The organism is Bradyrhizobium sp. Leaf396, assembly GCF_001424605.1.
In the GTDB taxonomy this organism is placed as follows: Bacteria; Pseudomonadota; Alphaproteobacteria; order Rhizobiales; family Xanthobacteraceae; genus Bradyrhizobium; species Bradyrhizobium japonicum_C.
This window is the reverse complement of sequence record NZ_LMQJ01000005.1, coordinates 200,743-224,678: the sequence shown is the minus strand read 5'-3', so window position 1 is coordinate 224,678 and position 23,936 is coordinate 200,743. Positions and strand designations below refer to the sequence as shown.

24 protein-coding genes are annotated in these 23,936 nt (G+C 64.1%); 12 read left to right on the top strand and 12 right to left on the bottom strand.

Annotation, left to right across the window (positions count from 1 at the left end; all coding sequences use genetic code 11):
* The 4 genes from ASG57_RS07710 to ltnD form a co-directional block, all read right to left on the bottom strand.
* The coding region (locus ASG57_RS07710; protein ID WP_057195977.1) for a methyl-accepting chemotaxis protein at positions 1–1,276 on the bottom strand (1,276 nt) is incomplete at its 3' end.
* 169 nt (positions 1,277–1,445) lie between these two features.
* Positions 1,446–2,720, bottom strand: a complete 1,275-nt coding sequence (gene otnK / locus ASG57_RS07705) for a 3-oxo-tetronate kinase (RefSeq protein WP_024340008.1) — start codon at positions 2,718–2,720, stop codon at positions 1,446–1,448.
* Positions 2,717–3,499 (bottom strand): 2-oxo-tetronate isomerase, encoded by a 783-nt coding sequence (gene otnI / locus ASG57_RS07700; RefSeq protein WP_024340009.1) that lies wholly within the window; start codon positions 3,497–3,499, stop codon positions 2,717–2,719. Before otnI ends, otnK begins: the two co-directional genes overlap by 4 nt.
* Positions 3,500–3,510: 11 nt before the next feature.
* Entirely contained in the window at positions 3,511–4,428 is a 918-nt protein-coding gene (gene ltnD, locus ASG57_RS07695; RefSeq protein ID WP_024340010.1) for an L-threonate dehydrogenase, read from the bottom strand.
* 105 nt (positions 4,429–4,533) lie between these two features.
* On the opposite strand from ltnD, the gene otnC reads away from it, so the two are divergent.
* Positions 4,534–5,208: a 3-oxo-tetronate 4-phosphate decarboxylase gene (gene otnC, locus ASG57_RS07690; protein WP_057195976.1), complete on the top strand. Its 675-nt coding sequence runs from the start codon at positions 4,534–4,536 to the stop codon at positions 5,206–5,208.
* A 115-nt stretch (positions 5,209–5,323) separates the two neighbouring features.
* Here otnC and ASG57_RS07685 read toward each other — a convergent pair whose 3' ends face one another.
* From ASG57_RS07685 to ASG57_RS07660, 6 genes are all read right to left on the bottom strand, one after another.
* The gene (locus tag ASG57_RS07685) at positions 5,324–6,028 is read right to left on the bottom strand and encodes an ABC transporter ATP-binding protein (protein ID WP_024340012.1); all 705 of its coding nucleotides are present in this window, start codon (positions 6,026–6,028) and stop codon (positions 5,324–5,326) included.
* On the bottom strand, positions 6,012–6,743 hold the full coding sequence (locus tag ASG57_RS07680; RefSeq protein ID WP_024340013.1) for an ABC transporter ATP-binding protein: 732 nt from the start codon (positions 6,741–6,743) through the stop codon (positions 6,012–6,014). Before ASG57_RS07680 ends, ASG57_RS07685 begins: the two co-directional genes overlap by 17 nt.
* Positions 6,740–7,723, bottom strand: coding sequence for a branched-chain amino acid ABC transporter permease (locus ASG57_RS07675; protein ID WP_024340014.1), 984 nt, complete (start codon positions 7,721–7,723; stop codon positions 6,740–6,742). The genes ASG57_RS07680 and ASG57_RS07675 overlap by 4 nt, the downstream gene beginning before the upstream one ends.
* Positions 7,723–8,601, bottom strand: a complete 879-nt coding sequence (locus ASG57_RS07670; RefSeq protein WP_057195975.1) for a branched-chain amino acid ABC transporter permease — start codon at positions 8,599–8,601, stop codon at positions 7,723–7,725. The genes ASG57_RS07675 and ASG57_RS07670 overlap by 1 nt, the downstream gene beginning before the upstream one ends.
* A gap of 168 nt (positions 8,602–8,769) precedes the next feature.
* On the bottom strand, positions 8,770–10,014 hold the full coding sequence (locus ASG57_RS07665) for an ABC transporter substrate-binding protein (protein ID WP_024340016.1): 1,245 nt from the start codon (positions 10,012–10,014) through the stop codon (positions 8,770–8,772).
* 89 nt (positions 10,015–10,103) lie between these two features.
* Entirely contained in the window at positions 10,104–10,919 is an 816-nt protein-coding gene (locus ASG57_RS07660) for a putative hydro-lyase (protein ID WP_024340017.1), read from the bottom strand.
* A 121-nt stretch (positions 10,920–11,040) separates the two neighbouring features.
* Between ASG57_RS07660 and ASG57_RS07655 the strand changes: the two genes are divergently transcribed.
* From ASG57_RS07655 to ASG57_RS07640, 4 genes are all read left to right on the top strand, one after another.
* Positions 11,041–11,958: a LysR family transcriptional regulator gene (locus tag ASG57_RS07655; protein WP_024340018.1), complete on the top strand. Its 918-nt coding sequence runs from the start codon at positions 11,041–11,043 to the stop codon at positions 11,956–11,958.
* Positions 11,959–12,081: 123 nt separating this feature from the next.
* On the top strand, positions 12,082–13,332 hold the full coding sequence (locus ASG57_RS07650; protein ID WP_024340019.1) for a Zn-dependent hydrolase: 1,251 nt from the start codon (positions 12,082–12,084) through the stop codon (positions 13,330–13,332).
* A 12-nt stretch (positions 13,333–13,344) separates the two neighbouring features.
* Positions 13,345–14,256: an NAD(P)-dependent oxidoreductase gene (locus ASG57_RS07645; protein WP_024340020.1), complete on the top strand. Its 912-nt coding sequence runs from the start codon at positions 13,345–13,347 to the stop codon at positions 14,254–14,256.
* Between the two features lie 11 nt (positions 14,257–14,267).
* On the top strand, positions 14,268–15,341 hold the full coding sequence (locus ASG57_RS07640) for a malate/lactate/ureidoglycolate dehydrogenase (RefSeq protein WP_024340021.1): 1,074 nt from the start codon (positions 14,268–14,270) through the stop codon (positions 15,339–15,341).
* Between the two features lie 186 nt (positions 15,342–15,527).
* On the opposite strand, the gene ASG57_RS07635 is transcribed toward ASG57_RS07640, so the two are convergent.
* A complete protein-coding gene (locus ASG57_RS07635; RefSeq protein WP_024340022.1) occupies positions 15,528–16,601 on the bottom strand; it encodes a tartrate dehydrogenase in 1,074 nt (357 codons plus the stop codon).
* A gap of 154 nt (positions 16,602–16,755) precedes the next feature.
* On the opposite strand from ASG57_RS07635, the gene ASG57_RS07630 reads away from it, so the two are divergent.
* The 3 genes from ASG57_RS07630 (at position 16,756) to ASG57_RS07620 (ending at position 19,722) form a co-directional block, all read left to right on the top strand.
* Complete coding sequence (locus ASG57_RS07630; RefSeq protein ID WP_024340023.1) at positions 16,756–17,532, top strand: SDR family oxidoreductase; 777 nt, start codon at positions 16,756–16,758, stop codon at positions 17,530–17,532.
* 110 nt (positions 17,533–17,642) lie between these two features.
* Entirely contained in the window at positions 17,643–19,061 is a 1,419-nt protein-coding gene (locus ASG57_RS07625) for an amidase (protein WP_024340024.1), read from the top strand.
* 10 nt (positions 19,062–19,071) lie between these two features.
* Positions 19,072–19,722 carry an arylsulfatase gene (locus ASG57_RS07620; RefSeq protein WP_024340025.1) on the top strand — a complete coding sequence of 217 codons (651 nt, stop codon included), beginning with the start codon at positions 19,072–19,074 and terminating at the stop codon, positions 19,720–19,722.
* Here the strand turns inward: ASG57_RS07620 and ASG57_RS07615 are convergent.
* Positions 19,719–20,366: a TetR/AcrR family transcriptional regulator gene (locus ASG57_RS07615; RefSeq protein ID WP_024340026.1), complete on the bottom strand. Its 648-nt coding sequence runs from the start codon at positions 20,364–20,366 to the stop codon at positions 19,719–19,721. The two genes, ASG57_RS07620 and ASG57_RS07615, sit on opposite strands and share 4 nt — an antisense overlap.
* A 131-nt stretch (positions 20,367–20,497) precedes the next feature.
* Here ASG57_RS07615 and ASG57_RS07610 point away from each other — a divergent pair, with 131 nt between their 5' ends.
* From ASG57_RS07610 to ASG57_RS07595, 4 genes are read left to right on the top strand one after another with little or no spacing between them, the layout of a single operon-like run.
* Positions 20,498–20,707 carry a ferredoxin gene (locus ASG57_RS07610; protein WP_024340027.1) on the top strand — a complete coding sequence of 70 codons (210 nt, stop codon included), beginning with the start codon at positions 20,498–20,500 and terminating at the stop codon, positions 20,705–20,707.
* Positions 20,708–20,765: 58 nt separating this feature from the next.
* Positions 20,766–21,986 (top strand): cytochrome P450, encoded by a 1,221-nt coding sequence (locus tag ASG57_RS07605; protein ID WP_024340028.1) that lies wholly within the window; start codon positions 20,766–20,768, stop codon positions 21,984–21,986.
* 35 nt (positions 21,987–22,021) lie between these two features.
* Positions 22,022–22,684, top strand: a complete 663-nt coding sequence (locus ASG57_RS07600) for a sulfite oxidase-like oxidoreductase (protein ID WP_024340029.1) — start codon at positions 22,022–22,024, stop codon at positions 22,682–22,684.
* A gap of 25 nt (positions 22,685–22,709) precedes the next feature.
* The gene (locus tag ASG57_RS07595) at positions 22,710–23,933 is read left to right on the top strand and encodes a bifunctional alpha/beta hydrolase/OsmC family protein (RefSeq protein ID WP_024340030.1); all 1,224 of its coding nucleotides are present in this window, start codon (positions 22,710–22,712) and stop codon (positions 23,931–23,933) included.
* Positions 23,934–23,936 lie beyond the last annotated feature (3 nt).

Sequence of the window (23,936 nt, the reverse complement as noted above, 5' to 3'; positions counted from 1 at the left end):
CTTCACCGGCACGTGCGGCTTCGATGGTCGCATTCAGCGCCAGCAAGTTGGTCTGGCCGGCGATGGTGTTGATCAACTCGACGACGTCGCCGATGCGAGCGGCGGCCTTGGACAGCTCGCTGACACGCTCGGTGGTGGCGCGGGCCTGGCCGACGGCGTCGCCCGCCATCCGTGCGGACTCTTGCACCTGACGGCTGATCTCGCCCACGGAGGAGGCCATCTCTTCCGTCGCCGAAGCCACCGACTGCACGTTGGTCGAGGCCTCCTCCGACGCACTTGCGACCGTGGTCGCCAGCCGCTGCGAGCGGTCGGCGGTTCCGGTGAGGGTCGTCGCCGATGCCTCGAGCTGTGTCGAGGCCGACGACACGGTCTGGACGATCTCCCCGATCATGGCTTCGAATTCGCGGGTGATGTTGTCGACGCGGCGGCCGCGCTCGATCTTGGCTTCGGCATCCGCGGCCGCAGCTTCGTCTGCGGCCCTCTTGGCGATCAACGCTTCCTTGAAGATCTGGAGCACGTCGGCCATGGCACCGATCTCTGTGTTTTCGCCGCGGTGCGGGACTTCGGCGGAGAGATCGCCCTTGCCCAGCGCCTGCATCGGCTGGATGATCGAATTGATGCCGCTGGAGACGTCGCGGACGAGATAGAAGCTGAGCCCGAGGCCGATCAAGACAGCCGCGCCGAGAATGACTGAAACCAGCATAAAGGCGAAAGCGTAGCTGTCGGCGGCATCCTGAGCCGCCTGTTCGCCGCTCCTGGTATTGAGCTCGATGTCCTTGTTCAGGACCTCATCCGCCTGAAGTCCGATCTTGTTGACCGTCTTGGAGTTGAGCTCCTGCGCCTCGCGCGGGATCTTGCCCGCTTCCTTGCGCGACAAGGCCATCACCTCCTCGGTGCCCTTCTTGTACTCGTCCCAGAGCTTCGACCACTGGGTGTAGAGCGCCCGCTCTTCCGCGGAGCTGATCATGGCCTCGTACTTGCTGCGCGTCTTGGCGAGCGCCTCGGTCACGGTGGCGGCGGTTTTCTCCACCGCCAGCTTGTCGTCCAGAACTTCGGCCAACATGTGCTGACGCACCACGTTTCGATACGTGATCACTGCGGCGCGCAGGTCACCGATCACCCGGACGCTCGGCATCCAATTCGTCGAGATGTCAACGGTGTTGGCGTTCATCGACCGCATCTTCATGACGGCGAGCAGGCCCATTCCGGTCATCGCGATCAGCAGGAACGCCACGACACTGGTGATCTTGGCGCGGATGGAAAGCTTGGCAAGCATAATCGGATCTCGTTGTACTGGCGCGGGCGCGCGTCGGGAGCTCTAAGAATCAACCAAAAGGGAGCAGCGCCGACATCAGACAGCAGACCATCTGTGCAGATGTTAACTACGACTCCGTGCGAGTACGGAAGTCGAAAGAGATGAACAGGAACCTAAAAACGGTCTGCGCTCAGCGCATGAGCCTAAGCGCGGCGGCGAAGAAGTCGGGACCACCGAAATTTCCGGACTTCAACGCGAGCAGCATCCCGCCTGCCTCCGTGCCGACCGCCCGCAGTACCGGGACACCCGCCGCGATCTCCGCGCCAACAAGGAAGCCGGGGATACCAAGGCGGTCGACGACTGCGCCGGAGGTTTCACCGCCGGCCACGACCAGCCGCCGAACCCCTGATTTCACTAGATTTTCCGCGATGTCGGCCATCGCCTGCTCGATCGCGTGACCGGCAGCGTCGCGGCCGTGGCGAGCCTGCAGGGCGGCGACCTGATCTGGTGCCGAGCTCGATGCGATCAGTACCGGACCTTCAGCCAGTCGCGGTCTTGCCCAGTCCAGCGCGTGCTGCACTTCATCTGCTTGCGTGATGATACGGTCCGGATCGAGACGAAGCACCGGCATGATGCGTTCGGCGCTCGCGATCTGCTGAAGGGTCGCCTGCGAGCAGCTCCCGGCAAGGCATACCGCCGCTCCGCCGACCGGCGCGCCTGCATCGCTGGTCGCCGTGGCCTTGACCTTGCCGGTCGAGACCAGCGCCCGCGCGAGCCCGAGGCCGATCCCGGAGGCGCCGACCGACAGCCGATGGCCGGCGGCAACGAGACCGATGGTCTCGAGGTCGCGGTCGAACACGGCGTCGACGATTGCGGCACCGATACCCTGGCCCGCGAGCGCGGCAAGCCGCGCCCGCACCGCCTCCGCGCCGCGCGTGACAATGGCGAGATCGACGAGGCCGATCTGCGTCCTGCTCTGGCACGCCAGCACGCGCACCAGGTTTGAATCGTGCATCGGGTTGAGCGGATGGTCCTTCAGCGGGCTCTCGTTGAGCGGCACAGCGCCGACGAACAGATTGCCTTGGTAGACGGTGCGGCCGGTTTCCGGGAACGCCGGCGTCACCAGAACGACAGTTTCGCCGCAATCGGCGCGCAGGGCGTCCATCACCGGGCCGATATTGCCGGCGTCGGTGGAATCGAAGGTCGAGCAGATCTTGAACAAGACATGGCTGGCGCCGCGGCCGCGCAGCCATTTGTCCGCCGCGCGCGACCGCGAGACGGCAAGGCCGGCCTCGATCGAGCGGCTCTTCAGCGATATCACGACGGCATCGACCTCGGGCAACGCCAGATCGTCGGCGGGCACGCCGATGGTCTGCACGGTGCGCAGGCCCGCGCGCGTCAGCGTGTTGGCGAGATCGGAGGCCCCGGTGTAGTCGTCGGCGATGCAGCCCAACGCAAGTGTCACGGCTTCACTCCAGCGTAAGGCTTGAACCAGCCGAGCCCATCGGTGGTCTTGCCGCGCGGATTGTATTCGCAACCGACGAAGCCGGCATAGCCGAGACGGTCGAGCTCTTCGAACAGGAACGGATAGTTCAGCTCCTCGCCGTCGGGCTCATTGCGCGAGGGAATGCTGGCGATCTGGATGTGGCCGATGATCGGCATCATCTCGCGCAGCCGCATGGTGACGTCGCCATGAATGATCTGGCAGTGATAGATGTCGAACTGGAGCTTGAGGTTGGGAAGCCGCAATTCCTGGATGAGGTCGCGGGCGAAGCCGAAATCATTCAGGAAGTAGCCGGGCACGTTGCGTGCATTGATCGGCTCGATCACGATGTCGATGCCGTGCGGCGCGAAGAACTCGGCAGCCCATGCCACCGATTTATAGAACGCCTCGATTGCGACGCGTTCGCCGCGATTGGCAATGCCGGCCATCAGGTGCAGGCGCTTGACTCCGGTTGCCTTGGCATAAGGCAGCGCCGTCTCCAGGCTCGCCTTAAGGTCATTGAATCGCGAGGGCAGCGCCGCAAAGCCCTTCTCCCCGGCATTCCAGTCGCCCGGCGGCAGGTTGAACAGCGCCTGGGTCAGGCCGTTGCGCCTGAGGCGCTCGCCGACGACCTCGGCCGGATGCTCATAGGGAAATAGAAACTCGACGGCGGTGAAACCGGCTTGCGCAGCGGCGTCGAAGCGATCGAGGAACGGCAGCTCGGTGAACATCATCGAGAGATTGGCGGCAAAGCGGGGCATTGGATCCTCTCCTATTTGTCGCCGGGCAGCTTGACGCCGGTGACCCGCGCATACATCCGCGCCACGGAGGCGTCGTCGTCGCGGCCCATGCCGGCGGCTGATGTCATCAGAAACATCTGCAGCGCGGCGGCGGAGACCGGCACAGGGAATCGGGCGCTGCGTGCCATGTCCTGAATGATGCCGAGGTCCTTGACGAAGATCTCGACCGCGCTGCGCGGCGTGTAATCGCCGTCGAGCACGTGCGGCATGCGGTTCTCGAACATCCAGGAATTACCGGCCGATGCCGTGATCACCTCGTAGACCTTGCGGATGTCAAGGCCCTGCTTGGCGGCGAACGCCATCGCCTCGCTGGCAGCCGCGATGTGCACGCCGGCGAGCAATTGGTTGATCATCTTGAACGCGGCGCCTTGCCCGGCGGCATCGCCGAGCTCGTAGAGCTTGGCGGCCATGGCGTCGAGCGCGGGCCGCGCCTTGGCAAAGGCAGCGGGACTGCCGGAGGCGAGGATCGTCAGCTCGCCTTGCGCGGCGCGCTGCGCCCCGCCGGAGATCGGTGCATCCAGATAGTGCCGGCCGGTTGCCTCGAGCTGCTTGGCCAAGCGCCGCGCCACGTCGGGATCCATGGTAGCCGATGATACGAAGACGCTGTCCTTCGGCATGGTCTCGGCGGCCCCATCCTTGCCGAACAGGATGGTTTCGGTCTGCACGGCATTGACGACGACGCTGACGACGATGTCGGCCTCGCCGGCCGCTTCGGCAGGTGTCTTTGCCCCCGCGCCGCCATCCTTGACGAAGCGCGACACCGCCTCAGCAGAGACGTCGCAGCCGGTCACGGCATGGCCAGCGCGCTTAAGCGAGGTCGCCATGCCAAAGCCCATCGAGCCGAGCCCGACAACGGCGATGCGCTTGGTTTGTGGCGTGGAGGCGGACATGCAACTGACCCTTGCAAAACGTTTCCCGGATGGCCGCCCTTTGCGGCGGCTCGTCGCACCGATATCACGGCTTGGCCGCGCTGCCAAAGCGTGAGACAAGCGGGCATGACGGCCATAAGCAACGATACACGGCTGCGCGAAGATATATGCCGCTTCGGGCGGTCCCTGTTCGAGCGCGGCCTGACGCCCGGCTCGTCCGGCAATATCAGCGTCCGGCTGGACAGCGGCGGCTGGCTGGTGACGCCGACCAACGCCTCGCTCGGCTTTCTTGATCCCGCAAAGCTGTCGCGGCTGGACGATCAGGGCCGGCTGGTGTCGGGCGACGCGCCCACCAAGGAAGTTCCGCTGCACACCGCGCTCTACGACACGCGCGGAAGCGCCCAAGCGATCGTGCACCTGCACTCGACCCATTCGGTCGCGCTCTCGATGCTGCCCGAGATCAACCCGCGCGCCGCGCTGCCACCGATGACAGCCTACTACCTGATGAAATGCGGCGCCACCGCGCTCGTGCCCTATTATCGTCCGGGCGATCCCGCAGTCGCGGATGCGATCAAGGGACTGGCGGGAAAATATTCATCCGTGCTGCTCGCCAATCACGGCCCGGTCGTCGCCGGCGACACGCTGGAAGCGGCAGTGTTCGCGACGGAGGAGCTGGAGGAGACGGCGAAGCTGTACCTGCTGCTGCGCGGGATGGACCCGCGCTATCTGTCACCAGAGCAAGTGTCGGATCTGGTGAAGGTATTTGGGGTGGCGCTGCCGGAGCATGGGCACGGACACTGAGCGCGGGTCCGACCCTGGTCATTGCGAGCGCAGCGAAGCGATCCAGAGTCTTTCCCCGGAGGGCTCCCAGATCGCTTCGCTACGTTCGCAATGGCAGAGAATGGAAGGCTTGTGGCTACAGTCCCAGATACGCCTTCCTCACGTCGGGATTGCCCTTGATCTCGCTTGCTGCGCCCTGCATCAGCACGCGGCCGGTTTGCAGGATGTAGGCGCGATCGGCGATCTCCAGGCACTCGGCCATGCGCTGCTCGACGATCAGCACGGTCATGCCGGCGTCGCGGATGCGCTTCACCGCCTGGAAGATCTCGTCCACCAGCTTCGGCATGATGCCCTGCGAGGGCTCGTCGAGCATCAAGAGGCGCGGACGCGTCATCAGCGCGCGGCCGATCGCGAGCATCTGCTGCTCGCCACCGGAGAGCGTTTCGGCACGCTGCTCCAGGCGTTCGGACAGACGCGGAAACAGCGTGAAGACGAGATCGAGGGGCTCTTCGCGATTGGCCTCGCCACGATAGAGATAACTGCCGAGGCGAAGATTGTCGCGCACCGACAGCCGTGGAAACAGGCGGCGGTTTTCCGGCACATAGGCGATGCCGGCGGCGGTGACGTGGTGCTGCGCCATGCCGTCGATGCGCTTGCCGTCGAACGTCACCGTGCCCGAGCGCGGACGCTCGGCACCCGCGATGGATTTGAGCAGCGTCGACTTGCCCGCGCCGTTGGCGCCTGCGACGCAGACGATCTCGCCTTTCTCGACTTCGATCGAGACCGCGGAGATCGCCACCAGGCCCTGATAGGCCGTCGTGACTTCACGCACCGACAGCATGACGGTCTCCCAGATATGCCTTGATCACCTTGGGATCGCGGACGACGTCGGCGGGCTTGCCCTCGACCAGCACCTTGCCGAGGTCAAGCACGATGGCGCGGTCGACCAGGGGCATGACGATCTCCATGACATGCTCGACCATCAAGACGGTGATGCCGGCATCGCGCACCTTGCGCACAAGCGCGACACCGGTCTGCGCCTCCGTGGGCGTGAGCCCGGTGAGGACTTCGTCGAGCAGCAGCAGCTTCGGCCCGGTCGCGAGCGCACGGGCAACTTCGAGACGGCGCTTCTCGGCCGGCACGAGGTCGCTGGCGAGCACGTCGGCGCGCGCGGCAAGGCCGGTGAATTCCAGCACCTCGCGTGCCTTGCGGCGGGCCTCCTTCATCACCGTGTTGCGGACCAACGCTCCGACGATGACGTTGTCGATGACCGTCATCGTCTCGAAGCTCTTCACGACCTGGAAGGTCCGGCCGATGCCGCGCTGGCAGCGTTGGGCTGCCGGCAAGTTGGTGACATCCTCGCCGTCGAACCAGATCGAGCCTTGCGTCGGCGGCAGCACGCCGGCGATCAGATTGAACAGGGTCGACTTGCCGGCCCCGTTCGGGCCGATCAGGCCGACGATCTCGCCGCGGCCGACCGAGATCGAGACGTCGCTGTTGGCGACGAGGCCGCCGAACCGCTGCCAGACGCCGCGGGTCTCAAGGAGCGCGCTCATCGTACGGCTCCCGTCCTCTTCGGGCGTGAAAACAGGCTCAGCAGCCCGCGCGGCAGGGCCAACGAGATCAGAACGATCAGCGTGCCGTAGACGATGAGGTCGATACCGCGCCCCGAGCCGCCGAATTTGAAGCGGGTCAGCTCAGTCAGCGGAATCAGGATGGCTGCGCCGAGCACCGGCCCCCACAGGGTGCCGATGCCGCCGAGTACGGCGGGCAGCGCCATCAGCAGCGAGAACTGAAAGCCCATAACGCTCTCGGGATCGATATAGGAAACGAACTGTGCGTAGAAGCTGCCGCCGACGGCGACCAGGAAGGCCGAGACGGCGGCCGCACCCATCTTGGAATTGAACACGTCAACACCGAGGCTCTCGGCCGCCTCCGGGTTGTCCTTGACCGCGCGCCACCAAAATCCCCATTTGGAGTTTTCCAGCCACCAGGTCACGAACCAGGCGAGGCAGCACAGCGCCAACGCAAAATAGAAGTACGGCAGCTTGGTGCGCAGGAACTGGAATTTAAGCCAACTGTCGCCGCGGATCGGAATGGTGATACCCATCGCAGCACCAGCCCATTCCCAGTTGTGGAACAGAAGCAGGCCGATCTCGGCGATGACGATGGTGGCGATCACGAAGTAATGGCCACGCAAGCGGAAGAAGGGATAGCCGAGCCCCATCGCGATCAGAGCCGACACCACCCCGCCTGCCAGCATGCCGAACCAGGGCAGCACGCCGAACTTCGTGAACAGCAGCTCGGTGGTGTAGGCACCCAGACCGAAATACAGCGCATGGCCGAGCGAGATCTGCCCGCAATAGCCGGACAGAATGTTCCAGCTCTGCGACAGGCCCGCATACATCAGCGTCAGGATCAGGATGTTCTGGACGACGACGTCCTTCACGAACAATGGGGTCAGCGCCGCGATCAGGGCGAGCAGCGCCGCGATGATGAGGTCGCGGCGGCGCCGCGCTGTAAAATCCTTGTCCATCAGATCGATCCGAACAGGCCGCGCGGCCGGATGAAGACGACGAGCAGATAGACCGAGTAGATGCCGACCGACTTCAGCGACGGCGGCAGCACCAGCGCAGTGACAGCTTCGACGAGACCGACGATGATGCCGCCGGCGAAGGCCCCGAACACGCTGCCGAAGCCGCCGAGCGCCACTGTGACATAGGCGATCAGCGCGAACGACGCGCCGACATCGGGGTAAATGTAGAAGAACACGGCCATGATCGCTCCGGCGAGACCGACCAGCGCGGCGCCGAGGCCCCAGCCGAACGCGAACACCCGGTTCTTGTCGATGCCGACGAGCGCGACCGCGCCGGGATCTTCGCGGGTGGCTTCGATCGCGCGGCCGAAGTCCGTGCGGTGGATGAAGATATAAAGACCCGCGAACGCCGCAATCGAGACCAGCGCGCCGACCAGTTGCGGCTCCGGCAGGAAGATGCCGGCAATCGAGATGGTTTTGCCGCCGAGCCAGGATTGCGGAATGCTGCGATAGTCCGGCGTGAAGAAGTATTGCGCGAGGCCGCGCATGACGATGGCAAGGCCAAAGGTGGTGAAGATCTGCACCATGCCGGCGTTGGCCTTCGCCCGCATGGCGAAGCGTACGAGGAGCAGATAGACGACCGCTCCGAATATGAATAATGCCGCGGCGACCAGCGGCGCCGACAGCAAGGGATCGATCGCGAAGAACGCGAACAGGAAGAAGGACAGGTACATGGCGATCATCAGGAACTCGCCATGGGCGAAGTTCGTGACGTCCATCAGGCCGAAGATCAGCGCGAGGCCGACCGCGATCAATCCGTAGAGCAGGCCCATGAGCAGGCCGCTCGCGAGACTCTGAATAATGGCTTGGGCTGTCAAAGTCTGTCCCCCGTTCGAAACGTCAGCGTTTGCTCCGTCATTGCGAGCGAAGCGAAGCAATCCAGAACGCCTGCGGCGGCAATAGTCTGGATTGCTTCGTCGCTTGCGCTCCTCGCAATGACGAGGCTCGTGCGACGATCTCGATTTGCTCCGCTGCCCCCGCAGCGCTCACTTCATCGGCCAGATCGCCTCGGCGATCGCGGCCTGCGGCGGGAAGATGGTGACGAACTTGCCGCCGACATATTGCAGCAGCACCGGGTCGGCGTCGTTGTTCTGGCCCATCTCGTCGAACTTGACGCGCTTCCACGGCATGATGGTCTGGTCGCCGGGGATGTCGGTTGCCGCCAAGGCATCGCGGATCTTCTCGCCATCGATCGACTTGGCGCGGTTGATGGCGTCGGCGAGGATGATCAGGCCCATGAACTGTCGCGACGTAAGATCGTTGAAATCCTTGCCCGACTTCGCCTTGAACATGTCGTTGATCTTGCCGACCATCGGGCGCTTCTGCGCGAGGTCGAGCGAGAAGGTGCCGCGCGAGATCACGCCTTCGAGCTTGTCGCCGACGGCATCATAAAGAGCTTTCTCGGAGAAGCCGGCGTCCTGCGCCACGATCGCATTCGGCTTGTAGCCGAGCTCGGCCATGGTCTTGACCAGGAGGATGCCGTCCGTGGTGTAGCTCGACGGCATCAGCACGTCGGCATTTGCCGTCTTGAGCTGCTGCACCTCGGCCGAGAGCGAGGGCGAATTGGCGCGATACTTGATGTCGGTGACGATCTTGTAGCCGCGCTCACCGGCGATCTTGGCCTGGGCGTTGCCGGAGTCGGTGCCGAAGATGGTGTCCTCGTGAAACAACGACAGGGTGTCGATCTTGGTGCCTTTCTTCTTCATGGCATCGAAGAAGTCGAACATCGCTGCCGAGTACATCTCGTCATGCGGCGCCGCGCGGAAGTAATACTTCAGGCCGCGGCGATGCAGGCTGGGCGACGAGTTGTCGGCGGAAACGAACGGGACCTGATAGCGTTCGCAGATCTGGCTGACGGTGACGGCGACGGCGCTCTGATAGGTGCCGATGATGGCGCAGACCTTCTCCTGCGTGATCAGGCGCTCGGCCTCGGCGCGGCCCTTCTGCGGATCTGCCTGGTGATCGGCGAACACGAGGCGGACCTTCGCACCGCCGAGGCCCGGCAGACCTTCGCCCTTGGCCAGCGGCAGGTCGAAAGCGGAGTCCTTGTTGATGACTTCGAGCGCGGTCTCATAGGCCTTCTGCGCGTCGACGCCCTGTTGAGCGCTGCCGCCGGAGAACGGATAGATCACGCCGATCACGACCTCCGAGGTCTGTGCGCGCGCTGCCAGCGGCACGAGAGCGGCAGTGGCGGCGGCTCCCAACAACACGTCGCGGCGAGTGATCGTCATGGCAAAGTCCTCTGTTACGGTATTTCGGTTGATCGAATGAAGGGATTGATGGATGCGGTAAAGCCCGAAGAAGCAGCAGACGCTGCCTATCAAATCACGGCCAAGCTTTTGTTCTTCAGATCTGTCACGAGCATCAGGCCAGGCGAATGCGTGATCGCGAACGGCAGTTTCGCGGCGTTGATCACCGATTGCGGCGTGACCCCGCAGGCCCAGAACACCGGAATCTCGTCGTCGGCGACCGGCACCGGATCGCCGTAGTCCGGTTTCGCGATGTCCTTGATGCCGATCAGGTGCGGGTGGCCGAGATGCACAGGCGCGCCGTGCACGGCGGGATAGCGTGAGGTGATCTGCACCGCGCGGATCGCATCCGCCGGCTTGAACGGGCGCATCGACACGACCATGGGACCGGCGAACGGACTGGCCTCGCTGCAAGCGATGTTGGTGCGATACATGGGCACGCGTACATTGCGCTCGATGTGCCGGATCGGCATCCCCTCGTCGAGCAATGCCTCCTCGAACGAGAACGAGCAGCCGAGCACGAAGGTGACGAGGTCATCACGCCAGTACTTGGTCACGTCGGTCGGCTCATCCACCACCTCGCCGTCGCGCCAGACGCGGTAGCGCGGAACGTCGGTGCGGATGTCGAGATCGGCGCCGAGCGCAGGAATGAACGGGCTGCCGACATCGGACATGCCGATGATCGGACACGGTTTCGGGTTGAGCTGGCAGAAGCGATGAAAGGCGCCCGCATAATCGGCCGGCAGGATCGCCAGATTGCCCTGGACGAAGCCCGAAGCGACGCCGGCGGTGGAGGCGACCAGCCCCTCCCGGTAGGCGAGCCGGGCCTTGCGGCTCGGGAGCGTGTCGGGTGTTTCAGTTTGCTGCGCTGCCACCAAAACAGTCATGTGATCGACCTGCCTATAAACTCGACAAGGACAAGCCAACACCACGCGTGCTATAAAGTCTAATCGTCGTTTCTAATCAATCTCGATAAATTCGCTTTATCGATTGGGGCAATCCCTTCCAATGCTGGACTTCAGGTCGATCGAGACGTTCCTTTGGGTTGTGAAGCTGGGCAGCTTTCGCGGCGCCGCTCAAAGGCTCAACACGACCCAGCCGGCGATCTCCCAGCGGATTGCCCAGCTCGAGCGCGAGATGGGCGTGAAGCTCCTCAACCGCGATCATCGCGTGGCCTCACCGACGCCGAGCGGCCGGCAGATGATGGTCTATGCGGAGAAGCTGATCGGGCTGCGTGCCCAGATGATGGCGGAGATCGGCGACCGGTCGGCGATGCGCGGCGTGATGCGGCTCGGCGTCGCCGAGACCATCGTGCACACCTGGTTGCCGCGGCTCGTGAAAAGCGTGAACGAGGTCTATCCGAACCTGTCGCTGGAGATTGAGGTCGACATCACGCCGAACCTCACCGCGCGCCTGCTCGCGCAGGAGATCGAGCTCGCGTTTGTGGTGGGACCGCTGTCCGCTTCCGGCGTGCACAACCGCGTGCTCGCCGATTATCCGATCGGCTTCCTCGCAAGCCCCTCGCTGGGGCTCGGCAAGGGCCCGGTAACACCGACGGACCTCGCACGGTTTCCAATCATCACCTTCCCGCGCAAGACCAAGCCGTACGAGGTCGTGCGCGAAGTGTTCGACCGGCCGGAGTTGCCGCCGATCCGCCTGCATGCCTCCGCTTCGCTTGCCACCGTCATCCATATGGCGGTCGAGGGGCTCGGCATCGCCGTGATCCCCGACGCCATCGTCGAGAACGAGCTCGCCGACGGCCGGCTGCAACTGCTCGACACCGATCTCGCGATCGCGCCGCTGACCTTCACGGCAAGCTGGCTCGCCTCTCCCGACGTCGTCGCCGTGGAGCGCGTTGCCGAGCTCGCAAAGCAGATCGCGCAGAGCAGCCTCGCGGTTGACGCGCCCGCGCAGGCGGGTCATTGAAAAAGCCGCCGGATAGCCGTTCCCGTCATTCCGGGATGGTGCGCAAGCACCAGACCCGGAATCTCGAGATTCCGGGTTCGGCTCTTCGAGCCGCCCTGGGATGACAACTGAGAGACCGACCGCATGAGCCGAGCCGCCACCAATCTACAAATCGATTCCGCCCGCCTGTGGGGCTCCATTCACGAGACCGCGCAATTCGGCGCGACCGCGAAGGGCGGCGTGAGGCGGCTGACCCTCAGCGCCGAAGATAAGCAGGTGCGGGACTGGTTCCGCAAGGCCTGCGAGGACGCTGGGCTCGAAGTTCACGTCGATGCGCTCGGATCGCAGTTCGGCTTGCGCAAGGGACGTGACATGTCGAAGCTGCCCGTCGGCATCGGCTCACATCTCGACACCCAGCCGACCGGCGGCAAATATGATGGCATTCTGGGAACGCTCGGCGCGCTGGAAGTGATCCGCACGCTGAACGACGCTGGCATCGAGACCGAAGCGCCGATCTGCGTCGTCAACTGGACCAACGAGGAAGGCTCGCGCTTTGCGCCCGCGATGATGGCTTCGGCCGCCTATGTCGGCGACTTCACCACCGACGACATTTTGTCGCGCAAGGACGCCGAGGGCACCAGCGTCGGCCAGGCGCTCGACAGCATCGGTTATCGCGGCGACAACCCGGTCGGCTTCCAGAAGCTCGGCTGCTTCGTCGAATTGCACATCGAGCAGGGCCCCATTCTGGAAGCGGAAGGCAAGACCATCGGCGTGGTCGATTCCGGTCAGGGCGTGCTCTGGTACGACGGCAAGATTTCCGGCTTCGAGAGCCATGCAGGCTCGACCCCGATGCCGCTGCGACGCGACGCGCTGGCGACATTGTCGGAAATCGTACTGGCGATGGAAGCGATTGCGAAAAAGCATGGGCCGAACGCCGTCGGCACCATTGGCGAGGCCGTGATCGCAAATCCCTCGCGCAACGTCATTCCCGGAGAGATCGCCTTCACCATGGACTGCCGCAGTGCCGATGGCGCGATCATGGACGCGCTCGACCGCGATCTTCGTGCGGCAATCGCCGAGATCGCCGCGCGCCGCAAGGTCGAAGTCAAGATCGACCTGGTCTGGCGCAAGCCGCCTACGCATTTCGATCCGAAACTGATCGCAGCGGTCGAGAACGCGGCGAAGACGCTCGGCTATTCCTCGCGCCGCATCACCTCCGGCGCCGGCCATGACGCCTGCAACCTCAACACGGTGATGCCGGCGGCGATGGTGTTCGTGCCCTGCAAGGACGGCATCAGCCACAACGAGCTGGAGGACGCCACACAGGCCGACTGCGCGGCGGGCACCAATGTTCTCATGCATACCGTGCTGGCAATCGCCGGCGTCGCATCCTGACCGGAGAAAGCCATGCGTGGAGTTTTCGTCGACGCCAACGAAGCCCTTGCCGTGATCATGGAGCGCCTGGAGAAGCCCGGCGATCCCAAGGTGCGTATCCACAGGGCTCCCGATATCAAGCCCGAGCAATATCCTGAAATCCTCGACGGCGCCGAGATCGCGATCGTGGACCATACCGCACTGCCGACCGATGTCGCGAAGAAGTGCACCGGGCTGAAGCACGTCGTGTTCCTCGGCACCGGCGCGCGGAGCTACATGAATCCGGAGGAGCTCGCCGAGCTCGGCATCTCCGTGCATCTGATCAAGGGCTATGGCGACACGGCAGTCGCTGAATCCGCGATCGCACTGATGTGGGCTTCGGCCCGGGTCATCGCGATGATGGACCGCGAGATGCGCGCCGGCAACTGGCTGCGCGAGGATGGCATGCAGCTGACCGGCAAGACACTCGGCCTGATCGGCTTCGGCGGCATCGCCGCTGAGGTCGCGCGCATTGCCACCGGCAGCGGCATGAAGGTGATCGCCTGGAACCGCTCGCCCAAGAGCTATCCCGGCGTCGAGTTCACCGACCTGGATACCGTGCTGGCAAGGAGCGACGTCGTATCGTTGCATCTGCTGCTCAACGACGAGACGCGCGGCATGATCACCCGCGAGAAGATTCTTGCCATGAAGCGCGGTGTCATCCTCATCAACACGGCGCGCGCCGCCGTTGTCGACGAGGCCGCCATGATCGAGGCACTGAAATCGGGTCACATCCGACATGCCGGCCTCGACGTCTTCAACGTCGAGCCGCTGCCTGCGGATCATCCACTGACGAAGCTCCCGAACGTGACCCTGTCGGCGCATTCGGCGTTCCGCACGCCGGAAGCGAGCGAAAACCTCATTCATGCGGCGTGGGAGCACTGCCGCCGGATCGTGAAAGGATAAGAGCAACAACAATGGCCGACTATCGCACCATCAAGGCAGAGCCGCTCACCAACGCCATCCGCGCCATCGTCAAGGCGGGCGGATCCTCGGATCGCGAGGCCGAACTCGTCTCGACCAATCTTGTCGAGGCCAATCTCAAGGGGCACGACTCGCACGGCGTCGGCATGATCCCGCGCTACGTCCAGAGCGTCACCAACGGCGGCCTCGCCGTGAACCAGCACGTCAAGATCGTGCTCGACACCGGTCCGCTTCTCACCCTCGACGGCCTCACGGGCTACGGCCAGGTGATTGGCCATGAAGCGATGGAGCTGGCGGCCGAGCGCGCCAAGCGCAACGGCGTCTGTCTCGTCGGCCTGTCCAACGCGCACCATATCGGCCGCATCGGCCATTGGGCCGAACAGTGCATCGACCATGGGCTGGTCTCGATCCATTTCGTCAACGTGATCTCGCGGCCGATCGTGGCGCCCTGGGGCGGCAGCGATGCCCGTCACGGTACCAACCCGTTCTGCGTCGGGATCCCGCGCAGGGGCAAGGACCCGATCGTGCTCGATTTCGCGACCAGCCGGATCGCGCAAGGCAAGACGCGGGTCGCCCACAACAAGGGTGTCGAGCTCGAGCCCGGCACCATCATCGACAATGAAGGCAAGCCCACGGTCAATCCGCGCTACACCGTGATCCCGCCGCACGGCGCCATCCTGCCATTCGGCGAGCACAAAGGTTCGGGGCTTGCGCTGGTGTGCGAAATTCTCGGCGGCGCGCTCTCCGGCGGGCAGGTGGTCAAGGGACCGTCCGACGGCAAGTACAACGTCCTCAACGGCATGCTCTCGATCGTCATCGATCCGAACAAGCTCGGCACTGGCGAGAACCTCGCGCGCGAGGTCGAAGGCTTCGTTGCCTGGCACACCGCCTCACCACCCGCACCGGGCGTCGACAAGGTCAGGATCGCCGGCGAGCCCGAGCGCGAGACCAAGAGGAAGCGTCTGGCCGAAGGCATTCCAGTCGATCCGACCACCTGGCAGGAGATTCTCGAGGCCGGGAAGAAGTTCGGGCTGGATCAGGCCGCGATCGAAGGAATCCTGGGCTGATTGACCTGATGCAATGCTGATGTCCTTCTCCCCTTGTGGGAGAAGGTGGCGCGAGGCGCCGGATGAGGGGCTCTCCCGGCGAAGGAACTATCCTCGAATGAGACGCCCCCCACGCGGAAAGAACACCCCTCACCCGCCCTCGATGCGTCGCATCGAAGCCGCCCTCTCCCACAAGGGGGCAGTCAACTAATCCACCATATCCGCGACCGCCTTGCCGCAGGCCGTGGTGTCCGCGTTGCCGCCGAGATCCTTCGTGCGCAGCGTGCGCTCGGCCAGCGTGCGCTCGATTGCGTCCACGATCGACTTTCCGGCTTCCTTCTCGCCGAGATGCTCCAGCATCATCGCGCCCGACCAGATCATGCCGATCGGGTTGGCGATCCCCTGCCCTGCGATATCGGGCGCCGAGCCGTGGACCGGCTCGAACACCGAGGGGAAATTGCCTTCCGGATTGATGTTGCCTGACGGCGCTATGCCGATGGTGCCGGTGCAGGCCGGGCCGAGGTCGGAGAGGATATCGCCGAACAGATTAGAGCCGACCACGACGTCGAACCAGTCCGGATGCAGCACGAAGTTCGCCGTGAGAATGTCGATGTGGTACTTGTCCCACTTCACGCCGGGAAATTTCTTGGCCATCGCCTCCACGCGCTCGTCCCAATAGGGCATGGTGATGGAGATGCCGTTGGACTTGGTCGCCGACGTCAGGTGCTTCTTCGGCCGCGACTGTGCGAGCTCGAAGGCGAATTTCAGGATGCGGTCGACGCCGGTGCGGGTCATCACCGTCTGCTGCGTCACGAACTCGCGGTCGGTGTCGGGGAACATGCGGCCGCCGACGGAGGAATACTCGCCTTCCGTGTTTTCGCGCACCACCCAGAAATCGATGTCGCCGGGCTTGCGGCCCGCCAGCGGGGAAGGCACACCGGGCATCAGGCGCACCGGGCGCAAGTTCACATACTGGTCGAACTCGCGGCGGAATTTGATCAACGAGCCCCACAGCGAGACGTGGTCCGGGATCTTGGCCGGCCAGCCGACCGCCCCGAAATAGATCGCATCGTGCTTGCCGATCTTCTCCTTCCAGTCGTCCGGCATCATCTGACCATGCTTCTCGTAATAGTCCCAGGACGAGAAGTCGAAATGGTCGAAATGCACGGAGACGCCGTGCTTCTTCGCAGCCGCCTCCAGAACGCGAAGGCCCTCGGGCATGACTTCCTTGCCGATGCCGTCGCCGGGAATGACCGCGATCCGGTACTGTTTCTTGCTCATCGAGAACGTCCTTGGTTGGTCTGGTAGCCGCCGCGTTTTGATCGCACTGCAATGGACCAAAGTCGCGGGCGGCGCAACGCTGCACTGCAATGTTGACCATGGCGCGGTCGAGCGCCTACTGATTTGATCCTGTTCCTCTCCTGCGAGTACCCTCATGGATCTGCATCTGCGTGGCAAGCGCGTCCTGATCACCGGCGCGTCCAAGGGCATTGGCGCAGCTGCCGCCGAGGCGTTCGCCGAGGAAGGTGCAAATCTCCTGCTCGCCGCCCGCAGCGGCGATCAGCTCAAGGTGCTGGCCGAGCGCCTGCGCTCCGCACACCAGATCGACGCCGCAACGAGCATCGTCGACCTGCGCAAGGGAGAGGATGTGGAGCGACTGGCGAAGGAAGCCGCCGACATCGACGTGCTCGTCAACAATGCCGGCGACATCCCCGGGGGCTCGATCGACAAATTAGACGAGGCGACCTGGCGGCACGCCTGGGAATTGAAGGTGTTCGGCTACATCAACCTGACGCGGTACATCTACGCGCAGATGAAGGCGAAGGGCGGCGGCGTCATCATCAACGACATCGGCGCGGCTGGCGAAAAGTTCGACGCCAATTACATCTGCGGCAGTGCCGGAAATGCCGCGCTGATGGCCCTCACCCGCGCGCTCGGCAGCAAGAGCCTCGCCGACAACATCCGCGTGGTCGGTATCAATCCGGGACCCGTCGGCACCGATCGCCACGTCACGCGGCTGAAGACGCGGGCCAGGGATCAGTTCGGCGACGAGAGCCGCTACAAGGAATTCCAGAAGAGCCTGCCGCTCGGGCGCCCTGCGCATGCGCGCGAGATCGGCGACCTCATGGCGTTCCTGGGCTCGGATCGCTCTGGCTACACGTCGGGCGTGATCTACACGGTGGACGGTGGCATCAGCGCGGGCTGGGGTTAGTTTTCCGTCATTGCGAGCGCAGCGAACCAACAAGGACCATATCCGCGGCGCCAGCCTGAATTGTTTCGCTGCGCTCGCAATGAGACACAATAAGCACAGGAGTACGATAATTGTCTCAAGACCTGATCCGCGAAACCGCCTGCACCGTCGTCGACAAGCTGCGGTCCGGCGACGTCTCGCCGCTCGAGCTGCTTGATGTGCTGGAGACGCGCATCAAGGAGGTCGACGGCAAGGTCAACGCGCTGCCGATATTATGCTTCGATCGTGCAAGGGATAACGCCAAGGCGCTGATGCGGAAGCCGGCCGGCGCGCGCGGGCTGCTCTCGGGCCTCCCGCTACCGATCAAGGATCTGACCGACGTCGCGGGCGTGCTGAACACGCAGGGCTCACCGATCTTCAAGGACAACGTCCCCGCGAAGTCCGACCTCATGGTCGAGAATCTCGAAGCCAACGGCGCGGTGGTCTACGCCAAATCCAACACGCCCGAATTCGGCGCCGGCGCCAACACTTTCAACGAGGTATTCGGCGCGACGCTCAACCCCTGGGACACGACGAAATCAGCAGCCGGCTCCTCCGGCGGCGCGGCGGTGGCGCTCGCGACCGGCATGGCCTGGCTTGCGCAGGGCTCCGACATGGGCGGCTCCTTGCGCAACCCTGCCGCCTTCTGCGGCGTCGTCGGCATGCGACCGAGCATCGGGCGCGTCGCGCACACTCCTAAGTCGGGTATCGATCGCAATCTCGGCGTCGTCGGCCCGATGGCGCGCAACGTCGATGATCTCGCGCTGCTGCTGGATGCAATGAGCGGCGACTATGCAGATGATCCGCTGTCGCTGCCCGCCCCCGCAACCTCGTTCCTGTCGGCGGCACAGGCGGGCAAGAGGCCGAAGCGCATCGCCTATTCACCCGATCTTGGCATTACGCCGGTCGATCCCGAGGTTAAGGCAATTACGCGCAAGGCCGCGGAGCGCTTCGCGGAAGCCGGAGCGATCGTGGAGGAGGCGCATCCGGACTGGCGCGAGGCGCATGAATGCTTCCACGTACTGCGCGCCTTCGATTTCGCGATCACCAAGGCCAATCTGCTGCGCACCAAGCGCGACCTCCTCAAGCCCGAGGTAATCTGGAACATCGAGGAAGGCCTCAAGCTCACGGTCGAGCAGCTGGGGCGCGCCGAGGCGCAGCGCGTCGACATGACCGCGCGGGCCGTCGAGTTCTTCAAGAACTACGACCTCCTGCTGGTGCCGACGACGATCGTGCCGCCCTTCCCGATCGAGCACCGCTATGTCGCCGAATGCGCCGGCAAGCGCTTCGACAATTACGTCGAGTGGCTCGGCATCGTCTATGCCGTCACGCTCGCCTGCTGCCCCTCGCTGTCACTGCCGTGCGGCTTCACACAGTCGGGCCTGCCGGTCGGCGTTCAGGTGGTCGGCGCCCCCCGCGCCGATGCGCAGGTGATCGCCGGCGCGAAGGTGCTGGAGGACATTTTGGGCCTGCGCGGCACGACGCCGATCGATCCGAAGGTGAAGAATTGACGTCTCCCTCATGACGACGGCTCCTCGCGTCGCCCTCATCCACGCCCTCAAGCATTCCATCGCCCCGATCGAGGCCGCGTTCGCAAAGGCCTGGCCCGAGGCACGGCTGATGAATCTGCTCGACGACAGCCTGTCGGCAGATCTGGCGTGCGAGGGAGCGCTCACCGACGCCATGACCGGGCGCTTCCTCGCGCTTGGTCATTATGCGACGGCCACGGCAGCGGACGCGATCCTGTTCACTTGCTCCGCCTTCGGACCCTGCATCGAGGCCGTCGCACGCGCACATGCGTCGATACCGGTGCTGAAGCCGAACGAGGCCATGATCGAACGCGCCGTGACCATGGGCAAGCGCATCGGCCTGCTCTCGACTTTTCCGCCGACGCTGGCGTCGATGCCGCCCGAGTTTCCCGCCTCGGTCCAAATCGTGCCGAAACTTGCCGAAGGCGCTCTGGCCGCACTCGATTGTGGCGATCGCGCCGCACATGATCGCCTGCTCGCGGAAGCGTCCCGCGATCTCCGCGATTGCGACGTCATCGCGCTCGCGCAATTCAGCATCGCGGCGGCTGCGCCGCTGGTTGCGGAGGCCACCGGCCGCCCGGTCGTGACGACGCCGGACAGTGCGGTCGACAAGCTGATGAGGCTGCTGAAAGCGAAGGCTTAAGCCCCCGCCTTTGTCCGGCGGCGCGCATCCCTAATCGCGACTGTGAGGGCAGCCTTGGTCTCGTTGACGAAATCCTCGACCAGTTCCTCGCGGGTCGCGTGCGCCGCCTCACCGGTGAACAGGCCCTGCTCGGCCAACATCACCACGCCGTGCAATGCCGCCCAGATCTTGAGCGCCTGCCGTTCGCGCAAATAGCCGACGGCGGGGGCTTCCAAGGCTTCGATAACGAGCGCAAAGGTCTCCCGCGTGGCCTCGTGCAGCTCGCTGCCCTTGGCCGCGCACGACACCGTGCGCGAAGCAAACATCAATCGGTAGATACCGTTGCGACGCAGACCGAAATCGAGGGTGGTCAGCGCCAGCCGCAAGAGTTTCGACTGCTTCGACTGCTTTGCCATCGCCTCGCGCAGAAGTGCCGAGAATTGCCGAAACGCCTCCGCAGTGATCGCCGCGATCAAAGCCTCGCGGTCGGCAAAATGCCGGTATGGTGCCGGCTGCGAGACGCCGAGCTTCTTGGCAAGCGCCTTGATGCTGATCGCCTCGGCACCGCCCTGCTCCGCCTCGCGTAGCGCGGCCTTGATCAGCGCATCGCGAAGATCGCCGTGGTGGTAGGTCTTGTCGGGCTTGCGGGCGAGTTGTGAACGCATGTCGCGGCGAAGCCTATAAGTTTGCGCTTGACAGGGGAAGTCCGCCGCGAATGTAATAGGATATAACTTAAGAATAAGACGAGGAAACGCGCTGCCCTTTGGGCCCTGCGCACACGACCAAGGAAGCCGCGATGGCAGAGCGACTGAAGGTTCACGTCAATCCCGACAAATGCCAGGGCCATGCCCGCTGCAAGGCACTCGCGCCGGAGCTTTTCGATCTTGACGAGTACGGCAACGCGCACGAAGCCGGCGACGGCATTGTCCCGCCGGGGCTCGAAGACAAGGCCTGGCTTGCGAAATCCAACTGCCCGGAGATCGCAATCGATGTGATCGAGGAGTAGCGCGACCACTGTCAAGCCGCGTGCTTTCAGCGAATTCGAGCCAAGGGATTTCCCGGCCATGTCCGACGTCAACCAGCCCGCCGCCCATCCGCCCGTGACCGACTGGGTCCATGATTTCGACCACACCGATCCGCAATGGACGGAGGATCCCTTTCCGATCTGGGACCAGCTGCGCGCCACAAGTCCCGTGGTGCACACGAAACGCTTCCTGGGCTGCTATCTGCCGACGACCTATGAAGCCGTGCGCGAGATCGCCAACGACACCGAGCACTTCTCCTCGCGCCGCATCATCGTCCGCGATGTGCGCCCGGAGGTCGCCAGGAATGCAGCCCCGCCGATCACCTCAGATCCGCCCGAGCACAAACCCGCCAAGCAGTTGCTGCTGCCGCCATTTACCCCTGATGCGATGAAGAAGCTCGAGCCGCGGGTCCGCGCGATCTGCAACGAGCTGATCGACGAATTCATTGCCGACGGCAAGGTCGACGCTGCCGCACGCTACAGCAAATACATCCCGGTGCGGGCCATCGCCCACATGCTCGGCATCCCCGAGAGTGACAGCGATCTCTTCATCAAGTGGATCCACATGATCCTGGAACTCGGCATCAAGGACGAGAGCAAGCTGCTCCAGGCCGTGCAGGAGATGACAGCCTATTTCAGCGGCCACATCGAAGCGCGCAAGAACAAGCCCACCGACGACCTCATCTCGTACCTGACGAATGCCAGGGGCAAGGACGGCAATCCGCTCGAGGACTCCCATGTGCTGGGCTCGCTGCGCCTGCTGCTGATTGCCGGCATCGACACCACCTGGAGCGCGATCGGCTCCTCGCTCTGGCATCTGGCGAAGACGCCGTCCGATCGCGAACGTCTGATCGCCGAGCCAGGGCTGATCCCGACCGCGGTTGAGGAGCTGCTGCGCGCCTATTCGCCGGTGACAATGGCGCGCGAGGTGGTCAAGGAGACCACGATCTCGGGTTGCCCGGTCAAGTCGGGCAACATGGTGCTGCTGTCCTTCCCGGCCGCGAACCGGGACCCCAAGATGTTCCCGGATGCTGACAAAGTCGTGATCGACCGACGCGAAAACCGCCACGCCGCCTTTGGCCTCGGCATCCACCGTTGCGTCGGTTCCAACCTGGCGCGCATGGAAATGCAGGTGGCGCTGGAGGAATGGCTAAAGCGGATCCCAGACTTCCGGCTGGATCCGGCAGGCACGGTGACCTGGTCACAAGGCACGGTGAGAGGCCCCCGGCAGTTGCCATTTCTGCTTGGAAAGGCGATGTAGGCCTCTTCAACACGAGACGGAGAAGCTGGACGGCCATGGCTGACGACAAGGCGCCGCCCGACAGCAAGCTGACGCGCACCAAGGAGAAATGGGCCCGCGAGGGCCGGTTTCTCACCGGCAAGGTCACACGTCCGGAAGCCCAGCGCCTGCCGCCCGGCCAGCACCTTACCAAGGACTGGCCGGTGCTCGATCTCGGCATCGTACCGCCGGTCTCACGCGAGCGCTGGCGCCTCGACGTCTACGGCGCGATCGAAACTCCCGTGTTCTGGAGCTTCGACGAGTTCATCGCGCAAAAGCAGGCGCGGTTCACCTCCGATATCCATTGCGTCACGACCTGGTCCCGCTATGACAATGAATGGAAGGGGCTTGCCACGCGCGAGTTGCTGGCGGCCTGCCAGCCGCGCGAGGATGCTCGTTTCGTCGTGCTGCATTCCTATGACGGTTACACCACCAACCTCGCGCTCGAGGATTTCGCTGCAGAGGATGCGCTGCTCGCCCATAGCTGGTCGGGCCAGCCGCTGACGGAGGAACACGGCGGTCCGGTTCGGCTGGTCGTGCCGCACCTCTATTTCTGGAAAAGCGCAAAATGGCTCCAGGCCATCGAATTCCTGACCGAGGACGCGCCGGGCTTCTGGGAAGTCCGCGGCTATCATAACCGCGGCGATCCCTGGACCGAACAGCGCTATTCGAACGACTAGGTTCAAGCGAGGACGGGGGAAGCCCATGCCGACGGAACGCTTTCAATTCACCGGAGAAGGCGGCCATCAGCTTTCGGCCGCGCTTGAGCTGCCCGACGGCGAGCCCGCGGCCTTCGCGCTGTTCGCTCATTGCTTCACCTGCGGCAAGGACACGCTGGCGGCCAAACGGATTTCTGTCGCACTGGCGGCCAAGGGCATCGCAGTGCTGCGCTTCGACTTCACCGGGCTCGGCTCCAGCGAAGGCGACTTCGCCAACTCGACCTTTTCCTCCAACGTCGCCGATCTCCTTCGTGCGGCCGACCATCTGCGCAGCGTCCGCAGGGCTCCGTCGATCCTGGTCGGGCACAGCCTCGGTGGTGCCGCGATCCTGGCCGCAGCAGGACAAATCCCCGAGGCCAAGGCGGTGGTCACCATTGCGGCGCCGTCCGATCCCGCCCACGTCACTGGCCTTTTCAAGGAGCACATCGACAACATCCGCGCGCACGGCGAAGTGGAAGTCTCGCTTGCAGGCCGCCCATTCCGGATCAGGCGTGAATTTCTCGACGACATCGCCGAGCGCGAGTTGATGAAGAACGTCACCAGCCTGCACAAGGCGCTGCTGGTGATGCACTCGCCTGTCGACGACACAGTCGGCATCGACAATGCGACCAAGATCTTCATTGCAGCCAAGCACTCCAAGAGTTTCGTCTCGCTGGACCATGCCGATCATCTCCTGACGAAACCCGCTGACGCTCTCTACACAGCCGACGTGATCGCCGCCTGGGCCAGTCGCTACATCGACACTGCAAAGCCCGCGAAAACCATGGATCTCGCCGAAGTGCCACGCCAGGTCGTGGTGCAGGAGACCCGCAAGAGCAAGTTCAACCAGATCATCACTGTCGGGCCGCATCATCTGGTGGCGGACGAGCCCGTTGCGGCCGGCGGCGCGGATGCCGGGCCCGGTCCCTATGATTTCCTGCTTGCCGGCCTCGGCGCCTGCACCTCCATGACCATGCGGCTCTATGCCGACCGCAAGTCACTGCCGCTCGACCGCGTCACGGTCACGCTGAAGCACTCCAAGATCTACGCCAAGGATTGCGCGGAGTGCGAAACGCGCGATGGCATGCTCGACCAGATCGAGCGTGGCATTACGATGGACGGCGCCCTCGATGCAGAACAACGCAAGAAGCTGATGGAAATCGCCGACAAATGCCCGGTGCACCGCACGCTGACATCGGAGATCCGCATCGTGACGAAGGCGATTGATTGACGC

Excerpts from the sequence above, each read along its gene's own strand:
- ASG57_RS07640 (WP_024340021.1), top strand. The coding sequence starts at position 14,268 with ATGGCCGACTATCGCACCATCAAGGCAGAGCCGCTCACCAACGCCATC.
- ASG57_RS07610 (WP_024340027.1), top strand. The coding sequence starts at position 20,498 with ATGGCAGAGCGACTGAAGGTTCACGTCAATCCCGACAAATGCCAGGGC.
- ASG57_RS07660 (WP_024340017.1), bottom strand. The coding sequence starts at position 10,919 with ATGACTGTTTTGGTGGCAGCGCAGCAAACTGAAACACCCGACACGCTC.
- ASG57_RS07600 (WP_024340029.1), top strand. The coding sequence starts at position 22,022 with ATGGCTGACGACAAGGCGCCGCCCGACAGCAAGCTGACGCGCACCAAG.
- ASG57_RS07665 (WP_024340016.1), bottom strand. The coding sequence starts at position 10,014 with ATGACGATCACTCGCCGCGACGTGTTGTTGGGAGCCGCCGCCACTGCC.
- ASG57_RS07675 (WP_024340014.1), bottom strand. The coding sequence starts at position 7,723 with ATGGACAAGGATTTTACAGCGCGGCGCCGCCGCGACCTCATCATCGCG.
- otnI (WP_024340009.1), bottom strand. The coding sequence starts at position 3,499 with ATGCCCCGCTTTGCCGCCAATCTCTCGATGATGTTCACCGAGCTGCCG.
- ltnD (WP_024340010.1), bottom strand. The coding sequence starts at position 4,428 with ATGTCCGCCTCCACGCCACAAACCAAGCGCATCGCCGTTGTCGGGCTC.
- ASG57_RS07635 (WP_024340022.1), bottom strand. The coding sequence starts at position 16,601 with ATGAGCAAGAAACAGTACCGGATCGCGGTCATTCCCGGCGACGGCATC.
- ASG57_RS07680 (WP_024340013.1), bottom strand. The coding sequence starts at position 6,743 with ATGAGCGCGCTCCTTGAGACCCGCGGCGTCTGGCAGCGGTTCGGCGGC.
- otnC (WP_057195976.1), top strand. The coding sequence starts at position 4,534 with ATGACGGCCATAAGCAACGATACACGGCTGCGCGAAGATATATGCCGC.
- ASG57_RS07655 (WP_024340018.1), top strand. The coding sequence starts at position 11,041 with ATGCTGGACTTCAGGTCGATCGAGACGTTCCTTTGGGTTGTGAAGCTG.
- ASG57_RS07650 (WP_024340019.1), top strand. The coding sequence starts at position 12,082 with ATGAGCCGAGCCGCCACCAATCTACAAATCGATTCCGCCCGCCTGTGG.
- ASG57_RS07630 (WP_024340023.1), top strand. The coding sequence starts at position 16,756 with ATGGATCTGCATCTGCGTGGCAAGCGCGTCCTGATCACCGGCGCGTCC.
- ASG57_RS07615 (WP_024340026.1), bottom strand. The coding sequence starts at position 20,366 with ATGCGTTCACAACTCGCCCGCAAGCCCGACAAGACCTACCACCACGGC.
- ASG57_RS07685 (WP_024340012.1), bottom strand. The coding sequence starts at position 6,028 with ATGCTGTCGGTGCGTGAAGTCACGACGGCCTATCAGGGCCTGGTGGCG.
- ASG57_RS07620 (WP_024340025.1), top strand. The coding sequence starts at position 19,072 with ATGACGACGGCTCCTCGCGTCGCCCTCATCCACGCCCTCAAGCATTCC.
- ASG57_RS07595 (WP_024340030.1), top strand. The coding sequence starts at position 22,710 with ATGCCGACGGAACGCTTTCAATTCACCGGAGAAGGCGGCCATCAGCTT.
- ASG57_RS07645 (WP_024340020.1), top strand. The coding sequence starts at position 13,345 with ATGCGTGGAGTTTTCGTCGACGCCAACGAAGCCCTTGCCGTGATCATG.
- ASG57_RS07605 (WP_024340028.1), top strand. The coding sequence starts at position 20,766 with ATGTCCGACGTCAACCAGCCCGCCGCCCATCCGCCCGTGACCGACTGG.